This is a genomic window from Nocardioides sediminis, assembly GCF_003047295.1.
Taxonomy (GTDB): domain Bacteria; phylum Actinomycetota; class Actinomycetes; order Propionibacteriales; family Nocardioidaceae; genus Nocardioides; species Nocardioides sediminis.
The window spans coordinates 622047-645746 of the sequence record NZ_PZYZ01000001.1; the positions used below are offsets into that span (position 1 = coordinate 622047).

23 protein-coding genes, 1 other RNA gene and 1 riboswitch are annotated in these 23700 nt (G+C 72.6%); of the genes, 18 read left to right on the forward strand and 6 right to left on the reverse strand.

Features of this window, described 5'->3' with window-relative positions; translation table 11 throughout:
- Positions 1-48 precede the first annotated feature (48 nt).
- From smpB to DAI17_RS21475, 8 genes are all read left to right on the forward strand, one after another.
- Positions 49-540 (forward strand): SsrA-binding protein SmpB, encoded by a 492-nt coding sequence (gene smpB, locus DAI17_RS02970; RefSeq protein WP_107771375.1) that lies wholly within the window; start codon positions 49-51, stop codon positions 538-540.
- Positions 540-1427, forward strand: coding sequence for an amidohydrolase family protein (locus tag DAI17_RS02975; RefSeq protein ID WP_107771376.1), 888 nt, complete (start codon positions 540-542; stop codon positions 1425-1427). The genes smpB and DAI17_RS02975 overlap by 1 nt, the downstream gene beginning before the upstream one ends.
- Before the next feature lie 51 nt (positions 1428-1478).
- Entirely contained in the window at positions 1479-2867 is a 1389-nt protein-coding gene (locus DAI17_RS02980; protein ID WP_107771377.1) for a M15 family metallopeptidase, read from the forward strand.
- Between the two features lie 82 nt (positions 2868-2949).
- Positions 2950-3320: a transfer-messenger RNA gene (gene ssrA, locus DAI17_RS02985) on the forward strand.
- Positions 3321-3546: 226 nt separating this feature from the next.
- Positions 3547-4245 (forward strand): type 1 glutamine amidotransferase domain-containing protein, encoded by a 699-nt coding sequence (locus DAI17_RS02990; RefSeq protein ID WP_107771378.1) that lies wholly within the window; start codon positions 3547-3549, stop codon positions 4243-4245.
- A gap of 178 nt (positions 4246-4423) precedes the next feature.
- A complete protein-coding gene (locus DAI17_RS02995; protein ID WP_107771379.1) occupies positions 4424-5146 on the forward strand; it encodes an ABC transporter ATP-binding protein in 723 nt (240 codons plus the stop codon).
- A 9-nt stretch (positions 5147-5155) separates the two neighbouring features.
- Positions 5156-7531, forward strand: a complete 2376-nt coding sequence (locus DAI17_RS03000; RefSeq protein ID WP_107771380.1) for an FtsX-like permease family protein — start codon at positions 5156-5158, stop codon at positions 7529-7531.
- A 233-nt stretch (positions 7532-7764) separates the two neighbouring features.
- Complete coding sequence (locus DAI17_RS21475; RefSeq protein WP_234412137.1) at positions 7765-8607, forward strand: resuscitation-promoting factor; 843 nt, start codon at positions 7765-7767, stop codon at positions 8605-8607.
- Positions 8608-8646: 39 nt separating this feature from the next.
- Here the strand turns inward: DAI17_RS21475 and DAI17_RS20840 are convergent, their stop codons facing one another.
- The 3 genes from DAI17_RS20840 to DAI17_RS03020 all read right to left on the reverse strand — a co-directional run bounded on the left by DAI17_RS20840 (position 8647) and on the right by DAI17_RS03020 (position 10908).
- Positions 8647-9078 carry a hypothetical protein gene (locus DAI17_RS20840; RefSeq protein WP_159081322.1) on the reverse strand — a complete coding sequence of 144 codons (432 nt, stop codon included), beginning with the start codon at positions 9076-9078 and terminating at the stop codon, positions 8647-8649.
- Between the two features lie 70 nt (positions 9079-9148).
- Positions 9149-10246 carry a DUF2332 domain-containing protein gene (locus DAI17_RS03015; protein WP_107771381.1) on the reverse strand — a complete coding sequence of 366 codons (1098 nt, stop codon included), beginning with the start codon at positions 10244-10246 and terminating at the stop codon, positions 9149-9151.
- A 41-nt stretch (positions 10247-10287) separates the two neighbouring features.
- Positions 10288-10908: an MSMEG_6728 family protein gene (locus tag DAI17_RS03020; protein ID WP_199904907.1), complete on the reverse strand. Its 621-nt coding sequence runs from the start codon at positions 10906-10908 to the stop codon at positions 10288-10290.
- Between the two features lie 35 nt (positions 10909-10943).
- Here DAI17_RS03020 and DAI17_RS03025 point away from each other — a divergent pair, with 35 nt between their 5' ends.
- The 7 genes from DAI17_RS03025 (at position 10944) to DAI17_RS03055 (ending at position 17300) form a co-directional block, all read left to right on the forward strand.
- Entirely contained in the window at positions 10944-11357 is a 414-nt protein-coding gene (locus tag DAI17_RS03025; protein WP_107771382.1) for an HIT family protein, read from the forward strand.
- A 198-nt stretch (positions 11358-11555) separates the two neighbouring features.
- Positions 11556-12323, forward strand: a complete 768-nt coding sequence (locus DAI17_RS03030) for an SDR family NAD(P)-dependent oxidoreductase (RefSeq protein WP_107771383.1) — start codon at positions 11556-11558, stop codon at positions 12321-12323.
- Between the two features lie 252 nt (positions 12324-12575).
- A riboswitch (cyclic di-AMP (ydaO/yuaA leader) is annotated at positions 12576-12731 on the forward strand.
- Between the two features lie 4 nt (positions 12732-12735).
- Complete coding sequence (locus DAI17_RS03035) at positions 12736-13305, forward strand: C40 family peptidase (protein ID WP_107771384.1); 570 nt, start codon at positions 12736-12738, stop codon at positions 13303-13305.
- A gap of 120 nt (positions 13306-13425) precedes the next feature.
- Positions 13426-14445, forward strand: a complete 1020-nt coding sequence (locus DAI17_RS03040) for a DUF3048 domain-containing protein (protein ID WP_107771385.1) — start codon at positions 13426-13428, stop codon at positions 14443-14445.
- Positions 14446-14644: 199 nt separating this feature from the next.
- Positions 14645-15208 carry a YqgE/AlgH family protein gene (locus tag DAI17_RS03045; protein WP_107771386.1) on the forward strand — a complete coding sequence of 188 codons (564 nt, stop codon included), beginning with the start codon at positions 14645-14647 and terminating at the stop codon, positions 15206-15208.
- A 26-nt stretch (positions 15209-15234) separates the two neighbouring features.
- Positions 15235-15519, forward strand: a complete 285-nt coding sequence (locus DAI17_RS03050) for a DUF3039 domain-containing protein (RefSeq protein WP_107771387.1) — start codon at positions 15235-15237, stop codon at positions 15517-15519.
- Positions 15516-17300, forward strand: a complete 1785-nt coding sequence (locus DAI17_RS03055) for a DEAD/DEAH box helicase (protein WP_267894708.1) — start codon at positions 15516-15518, stop codon at positions 17298-17300. The genes DAI17_RS03050 and DAI17_RS03055 overlap by 4 nt, the downstream gene beginning before the upstream one ends.
- 148 nt (positions 17301-17448) lie before the next feature.
- On the opposite strand, the gene DAI17_RS03060 is transcribed toward DAI17_RS03055, so the two are convergent.
- Positions 17449-18966, reverse strand: a complete 1518-nt coding sequence (locus DAI17_RS03060) for a calcium-binding protein (RefSeq protein ID WP_107771389.1) — start codon at positions 18964-18966, stop codon at positions 17449-17451.
- 114 nt (positions 18967-19080) lie between these two features.
- Here DAI17_RS03060 and DAI17_RS03065 point away from each other — a divergent pair, with 114 nt between their 5' ends.
- The gene (locus tag DAI17_RS03065; RefSeq protein WP_107771390.1) at positions 19081-19731 is read left to right on the forward strand and encodes an IclR family transcriptional regulator; all 651 of its coding nucleotides are present in this window, start codon (positions 19081-19083) and stop codon (positions 19729-19731) included.
- A gap of 85 nt (positions 19732-19816) precedes the next feature.
- A complete protein-coding gene (locus tag DAI17_RS03070) occupies positions 19817-20782 on the forward strand; it encodes a S1 family peptidase (RefSeq protein WP_159081323.1) in 966 nt (321 codons plus the stop codon).
- 19 nt (positions 20783-20801) lie between these two features.
- Here DAI17_RS03070 and DAI17_RS03075 read toward each other — a convergent pair whose 3' ends face one another.
- Positions 20802-21263, reverse strand: a complete 462-nt coding sequence (locus DAI17_RS03075; protein ID WP_107771392.1) for an Lrp/AsnC family transcriptional regulator — start codon at positions 21261-21263, stop codon at positions 20802-20804.
- Between the two features lie 81 nt (positions 21264-21344).
- Between DAI17_RS03075 and hppD the strand changes: the two genes are divergently transcribed.
- Entirely contained in the window at positions 21345-22586 is a 1242-nt protein-coding gene (hppD, locus tag DAI17_RS03080; RefSeq protein ID WP_107771748.1) for a 4-hydroxyphenylpyruvate dioxygenase, read from the forward strand.
- Positions 22587-22622: 36 nt separating this feature from the next.
- Here hppD and DAI17_RS03085 read toward each other — a convergent pair whose 3' ends face one another.
- Entirely contained in the window at positions 22623-23501 is an 879-nt protein-coding gene (locus tag DAI17_RS03085; protein WP_107771393.1) for an oxygenase MpaB family protein, read from the reverse strand.
- Positions 23502-23700 lie beyond the last annotated feature (199 nt).

The window sequence follows — 23700 nt, forward strand, 5'->3', positions numbered from 1 at the left end:
CGGTCGGGCCGGCGATTCCCGGTTGCCGTCGGCTGAGAGGATGAGGCCATGGCCAAGCAGACCGCGAAGGACGAGCGCAACCGGCTGATCGCGCAGAACAAGAAGGCGCGCCACGACTACCACATCGAGGACACCTTCGAGGCCGGCATGGTCCTGCAGGGCACCGAGGTCAAGTCGCTGAGGGCCGGTCGCGCGAGCCTGGTCGACGGCTTCGTCGACCTCGACGGCGGTGAGGTGTGGCTGCACGGGGTGCACATCCCCGAGTACGCCCAGGGCACCTGGACCAACCACGCCGCCCGCCGCAAGCGCAAGCTGCTGCTCAACCGCGCGGAGATCACCAAGCTGGAGCGCAAGGTCAGCGACAAGGGCTACACGATCGTCCCGCTGTCGCTCTACTTCAAGGACGGCCGGGCCAAGGTCGAGATCGCCCTGGCCAAGGGCAAGAAGGAGTACGACAAGCGGCACTCGCTCGCCGAGCGCCAGGCCAACAGGGAGAAGGAGCAGGCCGTCCAGCGGCGGCTCAAGGGCTACCGCGACTGATGGTCGGTGCCGAGGCGACGTCGGTCCGGGCGTGGACCGCGGCCCTGGACCTGCCGGGGCTGGTCGACGTGCACACGCACTTCCTGCCGCCGCCGGTGATGACCAAGGTGCGCGCGCAGTTCGACGCCGCCGGGCCGCTCATCGGACGGCCGTGGCCGCTGCACTACCGCGACTCCGACGAGGCGCTGGTCGAGGTGCTGCGGTCCTTCGGCGTCGCCCGCTTCACCGCGCTGCCCTACGCGCACCGCCCCGGGATGGCCGACTGGCTCAACGACTGGGCCGCCGGCTTCGCCGATCGCGTGCCCGAGGCCGCGGTGTGCGGCACGTTCTTCCCCGAGGAGACCGCGTCGTCGTACGTCGCCGCGCGGCTCGACGCGGTCGAGGTCTTCAAGGTGCACGTGCAGGTCGGCGGCTTCGACGTCACCGACCCGCTGCTGGACAAGGCGTGGGGGCTCGTGGCCGACGCCGGCACGCCGGTGGTGCTCCACGCCGGCAGCGGCCCGGTGCCGACCGAGCACACCGGTCCCGCGCCGGTCGCCGCCCTCCTCGCGCGCCACCCGCGGCTGCGCCTGGTGATCGCCCACGCGGGCGCACCGGAGTACGCCGAGTTCCTCGCCCTCGCCGAGCGGCACGAACGGGTGGCCCTCGACACCACGATGGCCTTCACCGACTTCTTCTCCGAGATGGGCGGGCCCTACCCGCCCGCCCTGCTGCCGCGGCTGCGCGACCTCGGCCTGGCGGGCAAGGTGCTGCTCGGGTCCGACTTCCCCAACATCCCCTACCCCTACGTCCGGCAGCTCGAGGCGCTCGAGCGGCTGGACCTGGGGGAGGAGTGGCTGCGTGCCGTGTGCTGGCACAACGGCGCGGCGTTGCTCGGCCTCGGCTGATCGAGACCGCGCGACTGCCACGATGGTTCCCTCGGACCACTCGGAGGCCCCATGCGCGTTGTTCCCGCCCTCGTTGCTGCCCTGCTCGCCATCCTGGCGGCCGGCCTGCTGGCGCCCGCTGTCGCCGGTCCCGCGATCGTCGCCCGGGCCACCCCCGGCCTCGGCGTCGAGGTCGGGACGGCACGGTCCGGGGAGGACGCACCGGTCGGGGTGATTCTCACCGACCCCGCGGGTACCCCGGTCGTGGGCGCCTCCGTCCTCGTCGAGCGACGGGTCGGGGGAGCGTGGCAGCCGCTGGCGGGGCTGGTCACCGACGCGGCCGGGCGGGCAGTGACGGTGATACGGCTCGGCCCGGTCCGGGCCGACAACGTCGTACGGGCGTCGTACGCCGGTGACGCGACGACGCCGCCGACGGTCACGCCCGACGTGCAGGTCGAGCTCGTGCGCCGCGCCACGACGCTCAAGCTGTCCGGGCCGGGCCGCGTGGTCGACGAGCAGGAGGTCACCCTCACGGCGCGGTGGCGTGCCGACGACGGCACACCGGTGGCCGGTGAGGTCCGGCTGCAGCAGCGCCGCAAGAACCGGTGGCGGACGGTCGAGCGGCTGGTGACCGACGCCACGGGCACGGCGAGCATCACGCTCCGTCCCCGGTCCGACGCCGTGCTGCGGCTGGAGGCGCAGGCCCTGGACTGGGTGCGGTCGTCGCGCAGCGACCGCAAGCGGGTCGACAACCTGCCGCCCGTGGCGCCCGTGCGGCTCTCCCGCGCGGTGCCCCGTCCGCGACGCCACCTGCCGCCGCAGGCCCGGGCCCAGGGTGCCGGGGCCAACCCGGTCGTCACGGGGATCCCCGACGGTGTGTGGCGCTCGATGGTGGGGCGCAGCTGGCACGCCGGCTGCCCGGTCGGGCGCGACGGGCTGCGGCTGCTGCGCGTGAACTACGTCGACTTCACCGGCTACCGGCGCCGTGGCGAGCTCGTCGTCGCCGCCGGGGCCGTCGGGCAGTTCGCCGGGGCGCTCACCGAGCTGCACGACCGACGCGTCCCGATCCGCTCGATGTACCGCGTCGACCGCTTCGGCTGGTCCGGCCACCTCCGTGGCGCCGACGACCTCGCCTCGATGGCCGCCGACAACACCTCGGCCTTCAACTGCCGCGACGTGGTCGGCCGGCCCGGCGTCCGGTCACCCCACTCCTACGGCCGCGCGTTCGACCTCAACCCGTGGGAGAACCCCTACCGCGTGGGCGGACGCTGGCTCCCCAACTCCTGGTGGCCGGGCCGGTCCCACCACCGGGTCGCGTGGCGCAGCCCCTCCCACCCGGTCGTCGCGATCCTGCGCCGGCACGGGTTCTCCTGGACCTACGGCGTGGCCGACGCCCACCACTTCGACGCCCGTACGCCGCGTGGTCGCGTCGTCGCCCGCTGCGCCACCGTGTGCCACTGAGGCAAGATCGGGGTGCGTGGACGGGAATGCATGCGGCGTCCGTCGGTGTTGACCCGTAGACTGACCGCAGTACAACTCAAGAGGGGCTGATCGGTTTCGACTTGGGACGTTAGTTCCAGGGGAAGCGGGTCGAGAAGGCAGCGTCATCTCGTAAACGACCGCTGCAAAACCATAGTTGCCAACACCAATCGCAACGACTTCGCTCTCGCTGCCTGAGCAGTGATCGAAGGGTCTGACCGGGCACCCGTCCTCGTCCCGGACCCAGGCCTCATCTAGAGGACTTGCTGACCGTCTCCTGTCAGGAGGGGCGGTCGGGACTCTTTCCTGACTGGGCCTGTCGGCGACGTGTCTGTGCGAGCGCCGGGGCCGAGAAAAGCGACATCACCGACTGCACCCGGAGAAGACCTGGTTCGACGCTCGAGGACGCGGGTTCGATTCCCGCCAGCTCCACCACGGGGTCTTCGCAGAATAAGCGCGGACTCTTCGCAGAACTGCCGGTCCCGGTGGGTCACCCCACCGAGAGCCAGCCCTCTTGAACGAGAGCCGTCCCGACACCCGTCGGGGCGGCTTTCGTGCTCTGTCAGCGAGTGCCGTCGGCGGATCGAGCCGACCACGTCGTGGGTACCGTCGTGGAGGGCGCCCCACGGCGTCCACGCCCCCGAGAATCAGGAGTACCCCCGTGCCGAAGATCTTGATCGTCCTGACCGGTTCCGACCACTGGACCCTCAGCGACGGGACCAAGCACCCGACCGGCTTCTGGGCCGAGGAGCTGCTGTCCCCGCTGGAGGTGTTCTCCGACGCCGGGATCGACGTCGACCTCGCCAGCCCTGAGGGCAGGACGCCCGTCGTGGACGAGGGCAGCCTGGCCGCGGACACCATCGGCGAGGAGGAGTCGGCGAAGCAGCGCACGGCCCTCGACGCCCTCGCGGGCCGGCTCGAGTCGACGCTGGTCCTCTCCGATGTCGACCTCGCCTCGTACGACGCCGTCTTCGTGCCCGGCGGTCATGGCCCGATGGAGGACCTCGCCGTCGACGACGACCTCGGTCGCATCCTCGTGACCATGCTCGACGGCGGCAAGGTCGTCTCCTCGGTCTGCCACGGCCCTGCCGGTCTCCTTCCGGCCAAGCGCGCCGACGGCTCCTGGCTGTTCGCCGGCCGCAACCTGACCGCCTTCACCGACGCGGAGGAGGAGCAGGCCGGGCTCGCCGACAAGGCACCGTGGCTGCTCGAGGCCCGCCTGCGCGAGGCCGGCGCCACCTTCTCCTCAGGGGAGCCGTGGGCGCCCTTCGTGGTGGTCGACGACAAGCTGGTGACCGGCCAGAACCCGGCGTCCAGCGCCGAGGCCGCGCAGAAGGTCGTCGGACTGCTCACGTCCTGACGGCTTTCGACGAACGCCCACCCGCTTTGATCCGTTGACCTCCCCCGACAGGGGGAGGGGGGCGATGACTCGCCGGCGCTCGGACCGGTCCGTCGGACCGGCCTGACGGGTCCAACGACCCTGTTCCCGCGCCCCTCGCCCGCCCGATCCTGCAGGGGAGCGAGTGCGGGAGCGGCAGATGAGTGAGGCGACGACCCAGCAGCAGGCGGCGGCGGAGACCGTGCGGTCACCGCTGATCGAGCTGTCCGGCGTCGAGAAGACCTACCGGACCGGCAAGCTGGAGTACCGCGCGCTGCGTGGCGTCGACCTGTCCATCGACCGCGGCGAGATGGTCGCCCTCGTCGGGCCGTCGGGCAGCGGCAAGTCGACGGTGCTCAACATCATCACCGGCATCGACCGTCCCACCGCCGGCACGGTCACCGTCGACGGCTCACGGCTCGACGACCTGAGCGAGGAGGAGCTGGCGGTCTGGCGCGGTGCCAACGTGGGGATCGTCTTCCAGTTCTTCCAGCTGCTGCCGACCCTGACCGCGCTCGAGAACGCCGCCCTGCCCCTCGACTTCCTGCGCCGCGGCTCCAAGCACGACCGCTTCGAGCGGGCGCGGCACAACCTCGAGGTCGTCGGGCTGGGCGACAAGCTCGAGCACCTGCCCGCCGAGCTGTCCGGCGGCGAGCAGCAGCGGGTGGCGATCGCCCGGTCGCTGGCGGCCGACCCCGGGCTGATCGTCGGGGACGAGCCGACGGGCAACCTCGACTCGGTCACCGCCGACGAGATGTTCCGCCTCCTGGGGCGGCTCAACGACGAGGGCAAGACGGTGCTCTTCGTGACCCACGACCGCGACCTGGCCGCCCGCGCCGGACGGGTGGTCGAGATCCGCGACGGACGCGTCGTGGGCGGCTGAGGGGGCCACGTGCTGTCGGCCGAGCACCGGGTGTCGGTGGCCGACCTGCTGCGCCGACCGGCCCGGACGATCTTCACCCTGTTGACGCTCGCGATCGCGGTGGCGAGCATCTCCTTCTTCGCGGTGCCCACACTGATCGACGACGCGATGCAGGACGAGGTCCGCGAGGGCCGGCTGGCCGACGTCGCGGTCGGGATCCGGCCGCTGGAGCTGTCGGACGCGGACCTCGCAGCGCTGGAGGACGTCCCGGGGGTCGCGGCGGTCGAGCCACGGTCCAGCGTCGACGCCCGCGTGCTCATCGGGGAACGGCGTGCGCCCGCTCGGGTGATCGGGATCCGTGACTTCGCGGACCAGGACGTCGACGTCGTACGCGTGGAGTCCGGGTCCGCCCCCGGGCCGGGCGAGCTCATGGCCGACGTCCAGGACGAGAACACCGGCGTGTACGACGGCGCCGCCGGCGACGACGTGACGCTGGTCGGTGCGGCGGGCGAGCAGGCCGACTTCACCCTCTCCGGACGTGGGCGCAGCCTGCCGGACGGCGAGCAGGTCCAGGACGAGAAGGTCGTCGTGCTCTACGCACCGGCAGCCACCGTGGCCGCGCTGAGCGGCGAGCCCGGGTACGGCGGGCTCGCGCTCCGCCTCGACGACACCGACCCCGCGGCGGCCCGGGCGACGGTCGAGCGGGTACGCCGCCAGCTCGAGACCTTCCCCGGGTTCGAGGGCTTCACCAACCTGCCGGAGATCCGCGCCCCCGGTGACTGGCCGGGCAAGGCCGACACCGAGCAGTTCTCCCAGCTGCTGGGCGTCATCACGGTGCTGGCGCTGATCTCCGCGGCGGTCCTGGTCTCCAACACGCTGAGCACCCTCGTCGCGGAGCAGACCCGCGAGATCGGGGTGATGCGCGCCGTCGGCGCCCGCCGACGGCAGGTCGCGCTGGTCTACCTGCGCACCACGCTGCTGCTGGGGGCGGTCGGCGCGGTGGCGGGGACGCTGCTCGGGATCCTGATGTCGAGCGCGCTGGCCCGCTACTTCGGCTCGACCTACTGGGCAGTGGACGTCGCCCCGGGCATCGACCCGACGGTCGTCCTCGCCAGCCTCCTGGTCGGGCTGGTGGCACCTCCACTGGTTGCGCTGCCGGCCATCAGACGGGCGCTCAGCGTCGACCTGCGCGAGGCGCTGGAGGCCACCGGCTCGGCGACCGGCGGGACGGACGCGCTCGACCGGGCGCTGCGGCGTACGTCCTTCCTGCCCCGGGTCGTGCAGATCGGGCTGCGGAACGTCGGTCGCCGCAAGCGCCGCAGCCTGGCCACCGCGGCCATCGTGGCGCTCGCCGTCGGCAACCTGCTCGCGGTCCTCGCCCTCGCGCAGGGAGCCACCGACAGCACGCGCGCGTCGTGGGGCTCGCACCTCGAGGACGTGCAGATCACCACCAGCAACCGCGCGCCCTTCGACGACCGGGCCAGGCTCACCATCGTCACCACGCCCGGCGTCGCGGAGGCGGAGCCGGTGCTCAAGAACACCGTCGACCTCGGTGGCCGCGAGGCGTTCGTCTGGGGGGTGGAGCAGGACCCGCTCCTCGACTACCGCCTGGCCGAGGGACGGTGGTTCGACGCCGAGGAGGACCGCGACGGCGCCCGGGTGGCCGTGATCGAGCGCAACATCGCCCAGCTCGCCGGCATCGAGGTCGGCGACACCGTGGACCTGGGGACCGCCGTCGGTGGAGCCAGCTTCCGCATCATCGGCATCGCCACCAACCAGCAGGAGGACGGGACCGCTCTCTACGTCCCGCTGACCACCACGCGGGACCTCCTCGACCGGCCCGCCGCGGCCAGCACGTACTGGATCCGGACCGAGTCGCGCGACACCGACCAGGTGGACCGCACCACCTCGCTCCTCGAGGACCGGCTGGCCGCCCAGGGCTACGAGGTCTCCAGCGAGATCAGGTACGTCGCCGAGCGGGACGAGGTCGCCGCCAACAGCACCCTGACGACCACCATCGCCGTCCTCGGGTTCCTCATCGTCGCGATGAGCATGGTCGGGCTCGCCAACGCGATCACCACCAACGTGCTCGAACGCACCCGCGAGATCGGCATCCTGCGCAGCATCGGTGCGCGGGCCCGCGACGTCCGTCGCATCTTCACCACCGAGGGGATCGTGCTGGCGCTCCTCGGGTGGCTCATCGGCATCCCGCTGGGCTACCTGCTCACGCGCCTGATCGTGCGCCTCGTGTGGGAGATCGTCGACGTGCGCCTCCCCGTGGTCTTCCCGCCCGGCAACGTCCTCGTGGCCCTCGTGGGCACGACCGTCCTGGCTCTTCTGGTGCTCGTCCTGCCCGTGCGCCGGGCGGTCCGGTTCCGGCCGGGGGACGCGCTGCGCTACGCGTGAAGAACCTCACATCCGGGCCCGTCTCCCAGCGTGGAGGACCCCGGTCGGGGCCGTTCCCGATTCGACGGACGCTGGAAATGCGTGTTGTGGTGGTAGGGCCGACGGCGGTGCCCTCGACCTGACGAGGCGCCTCCCATCGCGAGGTGTTGCACGCCGCGGCCTCGACGCCCGGCAAGGCGGTGTCGCGTCCGAGCGCCCCCGACGGCGCACCGAACGATGTGAGGTCCTCGCACGTGCGTGCCACGAACCGAACCCTTCTCCCTGCCCGCTCCAGCCGGGTCGCCGCCGGCACCGCCGCGGCCGCCCTGGCGCTCACCCTCGCGCCCGGCATCGCATCGGCGCAGCCGCAGACCGGTCCCACCGTGACCGACCGCGCCGCGCTGGCCGACGGCCAGGTCGCCGTCCGCATGAAGGTGGCCACCCAGCCCGCCGTCGAGGTGGCCGTCGAGCCCCAGGCCTGGCCCGGCGAGGTGCTCGAGAGCCACGGCGTCGCCGTGGACGGCAACGACATCGTCCAGGTCGTCCGCGACGGCCGGAAGGTCGCCGACCGCAAGAAGCGCGTCCGCCACGGCGACACCGTCAAGCTGGTCGCGGTCGAGAAGCAGCGCAAGGCCAAGCGCACCCGGGTCCGCCCCGGCGTGGTCGAGGTGCCCACCACCAAGCTCGCCCCCGGCCGCCGCAAGGTCGTCCGCCAGGGCAAGGCCGGCATCCGCAAGGTCGAGGCCGTGCGCACCCTCCACAACGGCAAGCCGGTCAAGTACCGCGTCGTGGGCCGCGAGATGGTCCGCGAGCCCCGCGCCCGCCGCGTGCTCGTCGGGCAGCAGCCGTGGTCGGTCCCCGGCACCGAGGGCCTCAACTGGGGCGCCCTCGCCCAGTGCGAGTCGGGCGGCAACCCCCGCGCGGTGAACGCGGCGGGCTACTACGGCCTCTACCAGTTCGACACCTCCACGTGGCGCAGCGTCGGTGGGTCCGGCATGCCGCACCACGCGTCGGCCGGCGAGCAGACCTACCGCGCCAAGCTGCTCTACAAGTCCCGCGGCCGCTCCCCGTGGCCGAACTGCGGCCGTCTCCTCTGACGGTCCAGCACACCGGGTAGCCGGCGCCCGGTCAGGGCGTCACCGGCGCGCGGCCGGCGCGGGGTCGGCGAACCTCCGGAGCAGCCACCACGAGGCGGCGGCGGAGGCGAACGCGACCACCGCGCTGGCCGCGCCCCACGCGTCGGCGTGCGGGTAGTTCGACGGGTGGTCGATGAACGGCAGCACTCCCACCAGGATGCCCAGCACGGTCAGCGCCATCCACGTCCCGAAGCCGACCGCGGGGGCGAGCACGACGGCGCCGAGCTCGCGGACGAGCACCCGCAGGGTGGCGTCCTCGGCGGTCCGCACCGCCGTCCGGTAGAGGACGAGCAGCAGGCCGGACGCGGTCGGCACGAGGAAGGCGAGCGGCCCCGCGACCAGCAGCAGGACGAGCGTCCCGGCGAGGACGCCCGGGACGACCAGGACGGCGAGCGCCAAGGTGACTCCGGCGGAGGGCAGGGGAGAGGCCATGCCGTGATCGTCAGGGGCCGGGAGTCGTCCCGTGCAGAGCTTTCGTACTCAGATCGCCGGCGCCGGGGAGTCAGTCCTCGGCCAGCCAGGACAGCACCCGGCCCTGCGACCAGCAGCGTCCCACGGCCTCGGCCCGCAGGCGGGCGTGCTCCAGCACCGCCACGCCGATGACGCTGTGCCCGGAGGCGTGGCGGTCGCCCATCGTCGGGACCGCCGGCGCGACGCCGACGCCCTCGACCGAGACCCACGCGACGGTGCGGCCGGCCGCCGCCTCGTCGAGCCGGTGCAGGAAGCGCAGCCGTCGCTCGAGCGGGAGGTGCGAGAGCGTCCACGTCGTGGAGACCACGGGCAGCGCGTCCCGGGGGACCCGGGCGAGGGCGTCCGGCAGCACCTCGAGCACGTCGCCCCGCAGGAGCACCGGCGGGTCGCTCGCCGCGAGGGCCATCTCGGCGTCGAGCAGCGCCATCGGCCCCGGTTGGTCCGGGTGGAGGCAGGCGCGCAACCAGCGGGCCTCCTCCGGATCGGTCACGTCGACCGGGTCGAGGTCGACCCCCACCCGGGCCACGACGGGCGGCAGCGCCAGCGCAGGGACGGGACGGTCGCCGACGACGGAGGCGGCCACCTGCACGGGGGACGACACGTCGCCCACCGTGGCCCCCGGTCCGTAGTCGATGCCGACCCGGTCGACGACGAGGCTGAGCCCGGCCGAGCAGCCGACGTCGACCAGCCCGACCGCGTCCGCGCCGACGCGGCGGGCCGCTTCGGCCACGGCCGGGTGCAGGACGGTGTGGCGTCCCGCCTCGTGCGCCCGCACGGGGCGTCGTACGGCGCCGGCCACGACGGCGCCGGTCATGCCGAGCAGCGTGTCGACCGCCGCGCTCACGGCGGCGTCGTGGTCGCCCAGGGCGTACGCGGCTGCGAGCGTCGGCGCCCGCCCGGCGAGGGCGAGGTCGTGCAGCGCCGCCAGGATCACGGCCGGGTGCCGCTTGCGCGCCGGCGCGGACTCGACGGCGCGCAGCGCCACGTCCGACTCGCTCAGCGCGAGCGCGATGCGGGCGTGGAGCGGCGATGTCCCGCTCGCCTCGACGTCGCCGAACCGCCGGTAGACCTCCGCGAGCGTACGACGCCCCTCGGTCGGAGCGGGGCGGCCTGACGCGGGTCCGGACACGGTCCCGACCCTAGTCGCGCGGCCCGTCGGCCGGCAGCAGCTCAGGCCCCGCCGTCGTGGTTGCGGCGCCGCGTCTCCCAGGCCTTCTTCGCGGCCCGGCTGCGGCGCTGGCGGGCACGCTCCTCGTCGAGGCGCGCGCGTTCGGCGGCCCGCTCCGCGCGTCGTACGGCGTTCTCCTCGCGTCGGCGCTCGGCCTCGACGACCGCCGCCGAGCGCACCGGCCACACGTAGGGCAGGTCGTCGGGCACGTCGGGGAACAGCGATCGGTAGTGCTCGGGGTCCTTGCGGACCAGGGCCGAGCGGTGGCTGAGCAGCAGGTCCTCGCCCTCGAGCCACGGCGGCAGCGCGCCGGCCTCCGCCAGCTCGGCCTGGCTGCGGATCGACCCGACCCCGGCCGCCCGCAGGTCGGTCGCGATGGTGGCGGCGCACGTGTCGCCGTACCCCCGCTCGGTCCACACTGCGCAGCAGACGATGCCGTAGCGCCCCAGGGCCTCCTCGTGGCCCTTCCACATCAGCGCGGCCGGGTGGTTGGCCCAGCCGTAGCCCGGCACGGTGAGCGCCCGGACGACCTGGATGGCCTCCACGCGCTGCTTGCCCAGCCGCTTGGTGTCCAGGGCGCGCGCGGACCGCTCGAAGTCGGCGTACGGGAGGAAGGTCTGCATCCCCGCCAGCCTAGGCAGCCGCTACTGTCCGCGACATGGCTGAGTGCGCGTTCTGCGGGATCGTCTCGGGGGAGATCCAGGCCCACGTCGTGCTCGACGACGGCGCGTTCGTCGGCTTCCTCGACGCCCGGCCGGTGTTCAAGGGCCACGTGCTGCTGGTCCCGCGCGAGCACGTCGAGACGCTGCCCGACCTGCCGGCCGGGCTGCGTGAAGGCTTCCTCGCCGCCGCGCAGCAGCTCGCCGTTGCGGTCAAGGAGGCCCTGGGTGCCCAGGGGTCCTTCGTGGCGATGAACAACACGGTCAGCCAGTCGGTGCCGCACCTGCACATGCACGTCGTGCCGCGCACCAAGGGCGACGGGCTGCGGGGCTTCTTCTGGCCGCGGACGAAGTACGCCGACGGCGAGGCCGCCGAGTACGCCGCTCGCCTGCGCGCCGTGCTGGACTCCTAGCCGAGCGGTCGCCCCTGTCGTACGCCGTCGTGCGCCGCGACCACCGGCCGCGGGGCCGTGGGCGGTCGCAGTGCACCGATGACTGCAAGGGCCCACAGCCGCGCCCCGACGCACCCCGGTCGCGCGCGCGGGCACTAGGGTCGGCCGCGCGCGTCCCCGACGCGCCACAGCCCACCGGACATCACAAGGAGTCACCTCATGGGTCGCTATGACGGACGCGTCGCAGTCATCACGGGAGCCGCGCGCGGCATCGGGTTCGGGACGGCGCAGCGCTTCGCCGCCGAGGGCGCCAGCGTGGCGATCCTCGACCTCGACGAGGCCAGCGCCCAAGAGGCGGCCGCGCGCATCGAGACGATCGGCGACGCCAGGGCCATCGGCGTCGGCTGCGACGTCGCCGACGGCGCCGCCGCCGAGGCCGCCGTGCAGCGGGTCGTCGACGAGCTCGGCGGCATCCACGTGCTGGTCAACAACGCCGGCATCACGCGCGACAACCTGCTCTTCAAGATGACCGAGGAGGACTGGGACCTCGTGATGAATGTGCACCTCAAGGGCGCCTTCAACATGACCAAGGCCGCCCAGAAGCACTTCGTCGAGCAGCGCTACGGCAAGATCCTCAACCTCTCCAGCGTCTCCGCGCTCGGCAACCGCGGCCAGGCCAACTACTCCGCGGCCAAGATGGGCGTGCAGGGCTTCACCCGCACGCTGGGCATCGAGCTCGGCCCGTTCGGCATCAACGCCAACGCCATCGCACCGGGCTTCATCGCCACCGAGATGACCGACGCCACCGCCGCGCGCGTGAAGATGAGCGTCGAGGACTTCCGCGCCGCGGCCGCCGAGGCCAACCCCGTCAAGCGGGTCGGATTCCCCGAGGACATCGCCGCCGCAGCGGCGTTCCTGTGCAGCGACGAGGCGTCGTACATCACGGGCCAGACGCTCTACGTGGACGGCGGCGCCAAGCTGGGCTGAGAGCGCCCCGACGCACGCCGACACGCCGTACGACACGGCCGACGGGGGAGACGTTCGTCACGCCGAGCCGGTCCGCGCCCGCCTGAGACGCCCCCGGGAACCCTCCCGGGGGCGTTCGGCGTGTTTGGACATTGCGAGCAGGTGAACCTACGGTGATCGACGGTCGCCGTGCCCTTCCCGTGTGGGCGCGGAGCATCACAACCCAACAACCACCCCCGGGCAACGCCGAGTCCTGCCCGCCCAGGGGTGGACCCCCGAGACACGACTCATCGGGCAGGAGTGGGGGACCCACAGGTTCCACCGCCGGACCGGACGACCGGACCGGCTAGGGGTGAAGCCACCGAGAGGTGGCAGGGCACTTTCCAGCTCCAACCCGACAGCTCACCTCACAGGCGTGGGAAAGGACTTCACCATGCCCGCGATCCGTCGCGTCGCGCGTTCCTGCGCGCTCAGCACCATCAGTCTCGCCGTCGCCGCCACCGCCACCGTCGGTGTCTCGCTCGCCGCGGCCCCCGCCCAGGCCGACGACCGGGAGGCCGTGGCGCTCAACGAGAAGCAGTTCAGCAAGGTCAAGAAGAAGGACGCCGAGCGCCGCAAGTCGGCCGCTCGCAGGGAGTCCAGCCGCTTCGAGTCGGCCGTGTCGGTCGCGCTCGCCCAGCGTGGGGACCCGTACTCCTACGGCGCCTCCGGTCCCAACGCCTTCGACTGCTCCGGACTCATCCAGTACAGCTTCGGCCGGGCCGGCATCCAGGTGCCCCGTACGTCGAGCGCGCAGGCCGGCGCGACGCGTCGCATCGCCAAGAGCGACATGCGTCCCGGCGACCTGATGTTCTTCAGCGATGGTGGCGGCGTCTACCACGCCGGCATCTTCGTGCGCTGGGACGACGGGCGTGCCGTCATGGTCCACTCGCCCAGCACCGGCCGCAGCGTGTCCGTGGCCAGCCCGTGGACGGACAGCTGGTTCGCCGGCACCCTGCGCTGACGCGCTGCTCGTCACACCGCGTCCCGTCTCGTGTGTGGCGCGCCTTCCCGTCCCCGGGAGGGCGCGCCGTCACACTTGACGGCGTTCGACCTGCTCCACACCCCCGATCGGAGTTCCCCCGTGCTTCCCCGTCCTCCCCGCCTGCGCCTCGGCGTCGCGACCCTGGCTGCTGCCACCCTCCTGCTCGCCGGTTGCGGCGGGGACGAGGAGCCTGCCAGCACGCCCGAGCCGACCAGCGACGCCACCAGCGAGACCACCGCGGCGGAGCCGGAGGAGCCGGCCCTGTGGCCGCTCACCGGGCTCCCGATGGAGGGTGAGGCCCCGCGCAACCCGGTCATCGTCACCAAGGTCGACAACACCTCCTCCAGCGCCCCGCAGGTCGGCCTGGGGCAGGCCGACATGGTGGTGGAGGAGCTCGTCGAGGGCGGCATGACCCGGCTCGCCGCGTTCTACTACTCGCGGCTGCCGCAGGTGGTCGGGCCCGTGCGGTCCATGCGCGCCAGCGACATCGGCATCGTCCCGACCGGGGCGCACGTGGTCACCAGCGGCGCCGCTCCGGTCACCCTGGGCCGGGTCCGCCAGGCGGGCATCCCGTTCGTCACCGAGGGCGCCAAGGGCGTCTACCGCGACAACGGCCGCTCCGCGCCGTACAACCTGTTCGCCGACCTCAAGGCCATCTCGGGCGCCATCAAGGGCGGCGACGCCCCGGATCCATACCTGGCCTTCGGCGAGGAGGGCGACGCCCCCGGCGGCAAGCCCGCACGCACGCTGTCCGCGGCCTTCGGCGGGCACACCACGACCTGGCAGTTCCAGGGTGGCAAGTACGTCAACACCAACTCCTACGCGGCCACGGGCGACGAGTTCCCCGCCACGACCGTGCTGGCGCTGCGGGTCCAGGTCGGCGACGCCGGCTACCGCGACCCCGCCGGCTACCCCGTGCCCGAGACGAAGTTCGAGGGCAAGGGCCAGGCGCTGCTGTTCCACGGCGGCAAGGTCGTGCGCGGCACGTGGAGCAAGGACGGCCTCACCGGCGCCCTGAAGCTCACCGGGCCCAAGGGCGGCGAGATCACCGTCCCGCCCGGCCGCACCTGGGTCGAGCTGGTCCCGGTCGGCTCCGGCAACGTGACCTGGAGCAAGTGAGCCCGACCCGCTGAGCCGGAGGCCCCTCTCGGGGCGTGCCGCCGTCGGACGTTGCTCGGGACGTCCGACGAGGCGGCTGCCCGGGGTGTCGGGGTGTCGGGCGTTGCTCGGGACGTCCGACGAGGCGGTGCCTCGCTCAGGTGGGGGAGAGCGCTCGCCGGTCAGGCCGGACCTCGGGGAGATCGGCCATGATGGGGCCATGACCGACGTAGCGCCCGGGATGCTGCTGCTGGCGACGCGGGGGCTCACCGACCCCAACTTCGCCGGCACGGTGGTGCTGCTCCTCGACGCCGACGAGCAGGGGGTCCTGGGAGTGGTGCTCAACCGGCCCTCGCCGGTGCCGGTCGCCGAGATAGGGGAGGTGGAGGCCTGGCACCCGCAGCTGGCCTCGCCCGGGGTGCTCTTCCGCGGCGGCCCCGTGAGCGTGGAGGGTGCGATCGCGGTCGCGCTCCTGCGCGACGTCGACGACGAGCCCGTCGGGTTCCGGTCGGTGCTCGGCCGGCTGGGGATCGTCGACCTCGACACGCCCGTGGCGCTGCTCGAGGAGAGCCTGGCGGGCATGCGGATCTTCGCGGGGTACGCCGGCTGGGAGGCCGACCAGCTCCAGGGGGAGATCGCCCGGGGGGACTGGTACGTCGCCCCCGGCGAGGCGGGGGACGTGTTCCGTGAGGACGCCTCCGAGCTCTGGCGCGACGTGATGCGGCGACAGCCGGGCCAGCTGGCGTGGCACTCCACACGCCCGGTCGACCCGGACCTCAACTGACCTCGGACTGACCTAGACTGGCCCGCATGAGCACCATCGGATTCTCGCCCGGCACCGAGACGATCGAGGACCGTCGCACCCAGCCGACCGACGATGGTGACCACGAGCGGTTCAGCCACTACGTCCCCAAGGACAAGCTGACCGAGGCGATGGTGATGGGCACCCCCGTCATCGCGCTGTGCGGCAAGGTCTGGGTGCCCTCCCGAGCGCCGGAGAAGTACCCGGTGTGCCCGGAGTGCAAGGAGATATGGGAGTCCATCAAGCCCGGCGGCGACGGCTCAGGCGACGGCAACCAGGGCCCCGACGCGTGACGGGGCGGCACGACGCCGTACCCCCCGCTCCGGTCCTGGCTCCGGCCTGGCCGGAGCGTGCCGCCTGGGGCACGGCGCCCCTGCTGCGGGCGTGGCAGCAGGCGGCGATGGAGCGCTACCTCACCGCCAACCCGCGTGACTTCCTCACCGTGGCCACGCCGGGGGCCGGCAAGACGACCTTCGCGCTGACCGTGGCGGCCGACCTCCTCGGGCGCCGGGTGGTCGACCGGATCACGATCGTGGCGCCGACCGAGCACCTCAAGACGCAGTGGGCCGAGGCGGCCGCCAAGGCGGGCATCCCGATCGACCCGACGTACGCCGCCGGCAAGGGCAAGACGTCGCAGGACTACGTCGGCATCGCGGTGACCTACGCCGGCGTCGCGGTCAACCCGCTGGCCATGCGCATCCGCACCGAGCGCTTCAAGACCCTGGTCATCCTCGACGAGATCCACCACGCCGGCGACGCGCTGTCGTGGGGCGACGGCGTCCGGGAGGCGTTCGAGCCGGCCGCGCGGCGGCTCGCGCTCACCGGCACGCCGTTCCGATCGGACGTCAACCCGATCCCGTTCGTCACCTACGCGCCCGGTGACGACGGCATCCCGCGCTCGGTCGCCGACTTCACCTACGGCTACGCCCACGCGCTGGCCGACCACGTCGTCCGTCCGGTGCTGTTCATGGCCTACTCCGGCGAGATGACCTGGCGGACCCGCGCCGGCGACGAGGTCGCCGCACGGCTGGGCGAGCCGCTCACCAAGGACATGCACGCGCAGGCGCTGCGCACCGCCCTCGACCCGGCCGGGTCCTGGATCCCGTCGGTCCTCGCCGCCGCCGACAAGCGGCTCACGGAGGTACGCCGCCACGTCCCGGACGCGGGCGGCCTCGTGATCGCCTCGGACCAGGAGAAGGCCCGCGCCTACGCCGGGCTGCTCAAGAAGATCACCGGCGAGTCCCCGACCGTCGTGCTCTCGGACGAGAAGGCGTCGTCGAAGAAGATCAGCCAGTTCAGCGAGTCCGACAAGCGCTGGATGGTCGCGGTCCGGATGGTCTCCGAGGGCGTCGACGTCCCGCGCCTCGCCGTGGGCGTGTGGGCGACGATGACCTCGACGCCGCTGTTCTTCGCCCAGGCCGTCGGCCGCTTCGTGCGTGCCCGGTCGCGGGGCGAGACCGCGTCGGTCTTCCTCCCGTCGGTGCCGCACCTGCTCGGCTTCGCCTCCGAGATGGAGGTCGAGCGCGACCACGTGCTCGGCCGCAAGGTCACCGACGAGGACGACATCTTCGCCGCCGAGAACGACCTGCTGGCCGCCGCCAACGCCGAGGAGTCCGCCTCGGGCGAGCTCGAGATGTCCTGGGAGGCGCTCGGGTCGACGGCGTCCTTCGACCGCGTGCTCTACGACGGCGGCGAGTTCGGCCACTCCGGCGAGGTGCACGTGGGGTCGGAGGAGGAGATGGACTTCCTCGGCATCCCCGGTCTCCTCGAGCCCGACCAGGTGCGCGAGCTGCTGCACTCGCGCCAGTCCGAACGTGCGGCGCGGCAGAAGGCCGCTCGGCCCGAGGCCGACTCGGTCGCGGCGGTGTCCACGCACGAGCAGCTCGCGATCCTCCGGCGCGAGCTCAACGGGCTCGTGGCCGCCTGGCACCACCGCACGGGACAGGCCCACGGGATCACCCACGCGCGGCTGCGCAAGGAGTGCGGTGGACCGGCCGCGGCGGTGGCCAGCGCGGACCAGCTCCACGAGCGGATCAACCGGATCCGCGAGTGGGCGGTGCGCAAGTCCTCCTGACCAGCACCCCGGCGCAGGCGCGCCAGTGCCGGCACGCCAGCGCGCGTCGGCACGCAGGCGCGCCCGACGCGCCGTGACGCGGAGCGGCCGCCGCCCGCGGGTGCGGGCGACGGCCGTCGGTGATGCGGTGATGCTGTGCTGCGATGGGTCAGCGGCGCTCGACGTTCCACGCGCGCTCGACCGAGAAGGCGCGGTCGTTGCCCTTGCCGCCGTTGGCGCGGTCGAAGCCGAGACCGCCGACCAGCACGTCGTTGCCCAGGTGGCCGAGCAGGCGGTCGTTGCCCTTGTCGCCCTGGACGCGGTCGTTGCCGGTGTTGCCACCGAGCTCGTCGTTGCCCTTGCCGCCGCGGACCTTGTCGTCGCCGGCGCCGCCACGGAGACGGTCGTCGTCGTCGCCACCGAAGATGACGTCGTCGCCGCCCATGGCGAAGACCAGGTCCTCGCCCTTGTTGCCGAAGAGGCGGTCGTTGCCGCTGCTGCCGGAGATGCGGTCGGCGTCCTTGCCGCCACGGGCGACCAGCTTGGTGCCGGTGCACGCGAGGGCGGGCGCGTCGTCGAAGTCGACGCCGTAGCCGATCGTGTCGGCCCCGGCACGACCCACGGCCGACATCGAGCAACCCTGCAGGTTGAGGACGTTGGCGTTGCTGGTGCCCTTGACGGTCACCCGGCCGGAGATGGCGTCGACGTTCTCGACGTTGCTGACCTTCTGGTCGGCCGTCACGTCCGGCTCACCGGTCTCGAACTGGCCGCTGCGCAGGTCCAGGTAGACCTCGTCGTAGTCGTGGGCGACCTGGAACAGGTCCTCACCCTCGCCGCCGCTCCAGGTCGAGCCGTCGAGGACGGCGGAGCGCACGGTCATCGTGTCGTCACCGCCGGCCATGTCGACGTCGACCGTGGTGGGCGTGGCGCCCGCCGCAGGGTCGCGCAGCACGAAGGTCTCGTCGGCGTTCGTGCCGGCGAAGCCTGCGGTCGTGGCGTTGGAGTCCACGACGTAGGTCGCGACCGAGCCGGTCCACGACAGGACCGTGGTCCCGCCGCGCTTGACCGTCCGCGAGGTCGCGTCGATGGCGACCGCGCCGCCGTCGCCGTCGGCCAGGGTGTCGGCACCCTCGCCGAACTCGACCTTGCCGCTGGGCTCCTGCGTGCCGTGCCAGTCCAGGACGTCGTCGCCGGCGCCGAGGTCGAGCTTGTCGCCGTTGGGCTGGCCGGCGGTCCCGCTGCCGACCCCGTCGTCACCGGCGCCGGTGGCCACGGTGTCGGTGCCCGCGCCCGTGGAGACCTGGTCGGAGGCGGCGCCCCCGGTGTAGGAGTCGTCACCGGCTCCCAGCGTCGTGGTGACCCGCGCGCCGGCGGGCAGCGTCGAGGCGTCGACCGCGTCGTTGCCGTCGCCCGCGTCGATCGTGGTGGGCGTGGTGGCCGTTCCGGGCAGCACGCAGATGGTGTCGTCACCGGCGAGCGCGGTGATGGTCGCGCCGAGGCTGGCGGCGATGACGTCCGCGTCCGGCGTACCGGTGACGGTCGCCTGGCCGGTGCCGTCGATCGTGACCGTCTTGCCCTGGCAGGTGGTGGCGGCAGCGGCCTGCGCACCCGGTGCGGTGAGCAGGGTCGCGGCGATGAGCGCCGTCGTGCCCGTGGTGGCGAACGTGCGGCGTACGTGGCGATGCATGGGTTCTCCCTTGATCGTCTGGTGTGTGGACACCCCGTCTCGGGGTCGGTGCGAAAGATGCACTCGAGGGTGTGACGACGACCGGCCTTGGTTGGTTGTCACTAGATTGGCCACATGGCCGCCGAGACTTCACAGACGCTGGATCGAGGCCTGCGCGTGCTCGAGGTGCTCGCATCCGCGCCCAAGGGTATGACCGTGACCGAGCTGTCGGCGGACCTGGGGGTCAACCGGACGGTGGTCTACCGGTTGATCAGCACCCTGGAGCAGCACGGGCTCGTACGCCGCGACGCGCGCGGCCGGCTCTTCGTCGGCCTCGGCGTGCTGCACCTGGCCTCAGCGGTGCAGCCGCTGCTGCGCGACCTCGCCGTGCCGGTGCTCCGCAGCCTGGCCGACGCGATCGGCTGCACCGCCCACCTCACGGTGGCCGACGGCGACGAGGCGCTGGCGCTGGCGGTCGTGGAGCCGTCCTGGACCGACTTCCACGTCTCCTACCGGGTCGGGACCCGGCACGCCCTCACCCAGGGCGCCGCCGGGAAGGCGATCCTGCTGGCCCGCGAGAGCGCGGGGCAGTACGTCGTCACCGCCGGCGAGCTCCAGACGGGGGCCCAGGGCCTCTCGGCGCCGGTGCGCGGGATCGACGGGCTGGAGGCCTCGGTGGGCGTGGTGACCCTCGGTGGCGGCATCGACGAGGGCGTCGTGGCGCCCCGGGTGCTGGCGGCTGCCGAGTCGGTGCGCCTGGCCCTCGCGGGCGACGTGGCCCGCTGACGTGCGGGTCACCCCCATAGGGGGGATGACAGGCGTGCCGCCGGGCGTGCTCACTGGGATCCGACATCCCACCGAAGGAGCGCCCATGATCAAGAACCTCCGCCGTGCTGCGGTCGCCGCACCTGCGACCGCAGTCCTCCTGCTCGTGCCCGCCCTCCCGCCGGCCTCCGCCATCGTCGGCGGGGCACCGGACGCCGGCGAGCACCCCTACGTCGGCCAGCTGCTCTTCCACGTCCCGGAGGCTGTGGACTCGCGCTTCGACGACCCGGGCGGCTGGTTCAACTGCACCGGCACGCTCATCGACGCGGACACGGTGGTCACCGCCGGCCACTGCACCTATGCGGTGGGCCTGGAGGGCGAGGCCCCGGAGAACCCGTTGTACGGCGGCACCGACGTGTGGTTCTCCGTCGAGGAGGAGCCGGACTACTCGATCCTGCCGGCCAGCACGACGTACGCCCCGGACCGCAACGAGGAGCGGTACGACGACTGGTCCGCGGCCCTGGACGCGAGCCCGACGTGGCACGAGGCGGACTCGACGTTCACGCACCCCGAGTACGTCGACGCGGCGTTCCTGCTGCACGACCTCGGTGTCGTCGAGCTGAGCGAGCCGGTCACCGGTCTGACCGAGTACGGCTCGCTGCCCGAGGAGGACCACCTGGACCGCTACTACTCGAAGGCGGCCAAGAAGGACGGCCTCTTCGAGTCGGTCGGCTACGGCCTCGAGGACAGCAGCCCCAAGTCGTCCTTCGGTGGCGACACCCGGCGCAAGGCGGACCGGAGGCTGGTGAGCTTCAAGGGCGCCTACGGCTACCGCGACATCGCGGTCATGTTCTCCCACGCGGGCCGGGCCACCACCGGAGGCACCTGCTTCGGAGACTCGGGCGGACCCACCTTCGACATCACCACCCCGGGCCTGGCGGAGGACAACATCATCGTCGCGGTGACGTCCTTCGGGCTCAACTACAACTGCAACGCCAGCGGCAGCTACCGCATCGACCAGCCCGAGGACCTGGCGTTCCTCGCCGACCCGGCGGGCGCCGACTACGAGTGAACGACGCCGGCCCGGGCCGTCAAACCACGGCGGCCCGGGCCAGCGGCAGCACCCGGTGCGGGATCTGGGTGGCGAGGGCGATGACGGTCGTGCAGCGCTCGATGCCCGGCTCCGCCAGTACCCGGTCGATGACCCGTTGGAGGTCGGCGTTGGAGGGCGCCACGACCCGCGCCCACATGTCGCCGGCGCCGGTGATCGTGTAGGCCTCCAGCACCTCGGCGATGCCGGAGAGGTGGGTGGCCACGGCGTCGTGGCCCGACCCCTGCCGGATCTCCAGGGTCAGGAAGGCCATCACCGGGAAGCCGAGCGCCTCGGGGGAGAGGTCGGGACCCCAACCGGTCACCACCCCGCTCGAGGTGAGCTTGTCGAGGCGGGCCTGGACCGTCCCGCGAGCGATGCCGAGGCGGCGGGACGCCTCGAGGACGCCGATGCGCGGCTCGTCGGCGAAGAGCTCGATCAATCTGCGGTCCAGGTCGTCCATCAGGGGTGCTCCTACTGTGCAGGTTGACCAGCATTTCGTCGTACTGTTGCACACTCTGTCGCTTCTCGACACGCTGTGCGCATGACTTCGACCCCCACGTCCCCGACGACCGACCAGGCATCCACCGGTGCCGCGCTCACGACCGACGAGCTCAAGGCCGACCTGACCCTCGAGCAGCTCAAGCAGCTCGTCGGCCTCGTCGAGTACGACGCCACCAACGACCCCTTCCCGGTGGTCGCACAGGACGCGGTGTGCTTCGTGGTCGGCAACGCCACGCAGACGGCCACGTTCTACCAGCTCGCGCTGGGCATGGAGCTCGTCGCCTACCGCGGCCCGGAGACCGGCCACCGCGGCGAGAAGTCCTACGTCCTCAAGTCGGGCTCCGCGCGCTTCGTCTTCACCGGCGGCGTCACCCCCGACAGCCCGGTCCTCGACCACCACCGCGCGCACGGCGACGGCGTGGTCGACCTCGCGATCGAGGTCACCGACGTCGACAAGTGCATCGAGCACGCCCGCGCCCAGGGCGCGACGATCCTCGTCGAGCCGCACGACGAGTCCGACGAGCACGGCACCGTCCGTCTGGCCGCCATCGCGACGTACGGCGAGACCCGGCACACCCTCGTCGACCGCTCGAAGTACGACGGTCCCTACCTGCCCGGCTACGTCGCCCGCAGCACCACCGTCGCGCGCCGCGAGGGCCACCCCAAGCGGCTCTTCCAGGCCGTCGACCACTGCGTCGGCAACGTCGAGCTCGGCCGGATGGACGAGTGGGTCGAGTTCTACAACAAGGTGCTCGGGTTCACGAACATGGCCGAGTTCATCGGCGACGACATCGCCACCGACTACTCGGCGCTGATGTCCAAGGTCGTCGCGAGCGGCAACCACCGGGTGAAGTTCCCGCTCAACGAGCCGGCGATCGCGAAGAAGAAGTCGCAGATCGACGAGTACCTCGAGTTCTACGGCGGTGCCGGCTGCCAGCACATCGCGCTCGCGACCAACGACATCCTGCGCTCGGTCGACATCCTGCGCGACAACGGCATCGAGTTCCTCAACACCCCCGACTGCTACTACGACGACCCCGAGCTGCGCGCCCGCATCGGCGAGGTCCGGGTGCCGATCGAGGAGCTCAAGAAGCGTCGCATCCTCGTCGACCGCGACGAGGACGGCTACCTGCTCCAGATCTTCACCAAGCCGATGGGCGACCGGCCGACCGTGTTCTACGAGTTCATCGAGCGCCACGGGTCGCTCGGCTTCGGCAAGGGCAACTTCAAGGCGCTCTTCGAGGCCATCGAGCGCGAGCAGGACGCCCGCGGCAACCTCTGAGTGCCCGGAGAAATCCCCGCTGAAGCGGTGATTCCGTCAGACGCTCGACGAGGCGCGCAGCTCGCGCGCCTCGTCGACGCCGGACGACATCGCCCAGCGGATCGTGCCGGTCGCCAGCGTGCCGAGCGCCCGGACGACCGTGCGCTCGGAGACCGGCAGCCAGGGCAGACGCAGCGGGCGGCGGGTCCAGCCCGGCATCAGGGCCACGCCGGCGGCCATGAGCACGGAGTACGCAGGGCGCGCGGCGAGCGGCAGGTCGGGGTGGAGGGCGAGGAAGCGGATCGCGCTGCGCGCCTCGTCGGTGGCGCGGAGCTCGGGCCGGAACCCCTCCAGCACCCGCTCCAGCTCGGCCACGGTCGTCGGCGGGTCGATCACGCCGAGCTTGCGCGCCACGAGCGAGGCCTGCGCGACGTAGGCGTCGCAGCCGGCGGCGTCGAGCGGGCGGGCGCCGTACGTCTGGTGGGCCAGCAGGAAGCTGTCGACCTCGGCCGCATGCACCCAGGCGAGCAGGTGCGGGTCGGACGCGGCGTACGGCGTGCCGTCGGGCATGGTGCCCGTCACCCGGTCGTGGATGGCGCGGACGCCCCTGATCGCCTGCTCGGCGTGGTCGATCGTGCCGAAGGTCGTCACGGCCAGGAACTGGCTGGTGCGGGCCAGGCGCCCCCACATGTCGCCGCGGAAGCCCGAGTGGTCGGCCACGGCCTGCATGGCGAGCGGGTGCATCGTCTGCAGCAGGACCGCGCGGATCCCGCCGACGAACATCGACGCGTCGGCGTGGACGCGCACGATCTCGGAGTCCGCGTCGAACCAGCGCGGCCCCGGCGTCCCGTGGATGCGCTCGCGGTGGCGCGGCCCGTCCGGCCCGGCGACCCGGCGGAAGATCTCGTGCCCGAGCCGGGCCCGCAGGGGAGTCATGTCCCGAGGTTACGAGGGGACCGATAACGGCGACTGATCCCCGAGGAGGTCGGGCCGTCGCCGCCCCGCGACGTAGTTTGGGACGAACTCGTAGGTGGATCGGCACGATCGCCCACGACTTCGTCCCAAACTATCCGGGCGAGAGGTCCGTACGACGCCCGACCGCGCGACATCGCGCGGCGGTGCTGACAGGCTGGTC

Coding starts and splice junctions, on each gene's coding strand:
- smpB (WP_107771375.1), top strand. CDS start 49: ATGGCCAAGCAGACCGCGAAGGACGAGCGCAACCGGCTGATCGCGCAG.
- DAI17_RS02975 (WP_107771376.1), top strand. CDS start 540: ATGGTCGGTGCCGAGGCGACGTCGGTCCGGGCGTGGACCGCGGCCCTG.
- DAI17_RS02980 (WP_107771377.1), top strand. CDS start 1,479: ATGCGCGTTGTTCCCGCCCTCGTTGCTGCCCTGCTCGCCATCCTGGCG.
- DAI17_RS02995 (WP_107771379.1), top strand. CDS start 4,424: ATGAGTGAGGCGACGACCCAGCAGCAGGCGGCGGCGGAGACCGTGCGG.
- DAI17_RS20840 (WP_159081322.1), bottom strand. CDS start 9,078: ATGGCCTCTCCCCTGCCCTCCGCCGGAGTCACCTTGGCGCTCGCCGTC.
- DAI17_RS03020 (WP_199904907.1), bottom strand. CDS start 10,908: ATGCAGACCTTCCTCCCGTACGCCGACTTCGAGCGGTCCGCGCGCGCC.
- DAI17_RS03025 (WP_107771382.1), top strand. CDS start 10,944: ATGGCTGAGTGCGCGTTCTGCGGGATCGTCTCGGGGGAGATCCAGGCC.
- DAI17_RS03030 (WP_107771383.1), top strand. CDS start 11,556: ATGGGTCGCTATGACGGACGCGTCGCAGTCATCACGGGAGCCGCGCGC.
- DAI17_RS03035 (WP_107771384.1), top strand. CDS start 12,736: ATGCCCGCGATCCGTCGCGTCGCGCGTTCCTGCGCGCTCAGCACCATC.
- DAI17_RS03045 (WP_107771386.1), top strand. CDS start 14,645: ATGACCGACGTAGCGCCCGGGATGCTGCTGCTGGCGACGCGGGGGCTC.
- DAI17_RS03050 (WP_107771387.1), top strand. CDS start 15,235: ATGAGCACCATCGGATTCTCGCCCGGCACCGAGACGATCGAGGACCGT.
- DAI17_RS03060 (WP_107771389.1), bottom strand. CDS start 18,966: ATGCATCGCCACGTACGCCGCACGTTCGCCACCACGGGCACGACGGCG.
- DAI17_RS03065 (WP_107771390.1), top strand. CDS start 19,081: ATGGCCGCCGAGACTTCACAGACGCTGGATCGAGGCCTGCGCGTGCTC.
- DAI17_RS03070 (WP_159081323.1), top strand. CDS start 19,817: ATGATCAAGAACCTCCGCCGTGCTGCGGTCGCCGCACCTGCGACCGCA.
- DAI17_RS03075 (WP_107771392.1), bottom strand. CDS start 21,263: ATGGACGACCTGGACCGCAGATTGATCGAGCTCTTCGCCGACGAGCCG.
- hppD (WP_107771748.1), top strand. CDS start 21,345: ATGACTTCGACCCCCACGTCCCCGACGACCGACCAGGCATCCACCGGT.
- DAI17_RS03085 (WP_107771393.1), bottom strand. CDS start 23,501: ATGACTCCCCTGCGGGCCCGGCTCGGGCACGAGATCTTCCGCCGGGTC.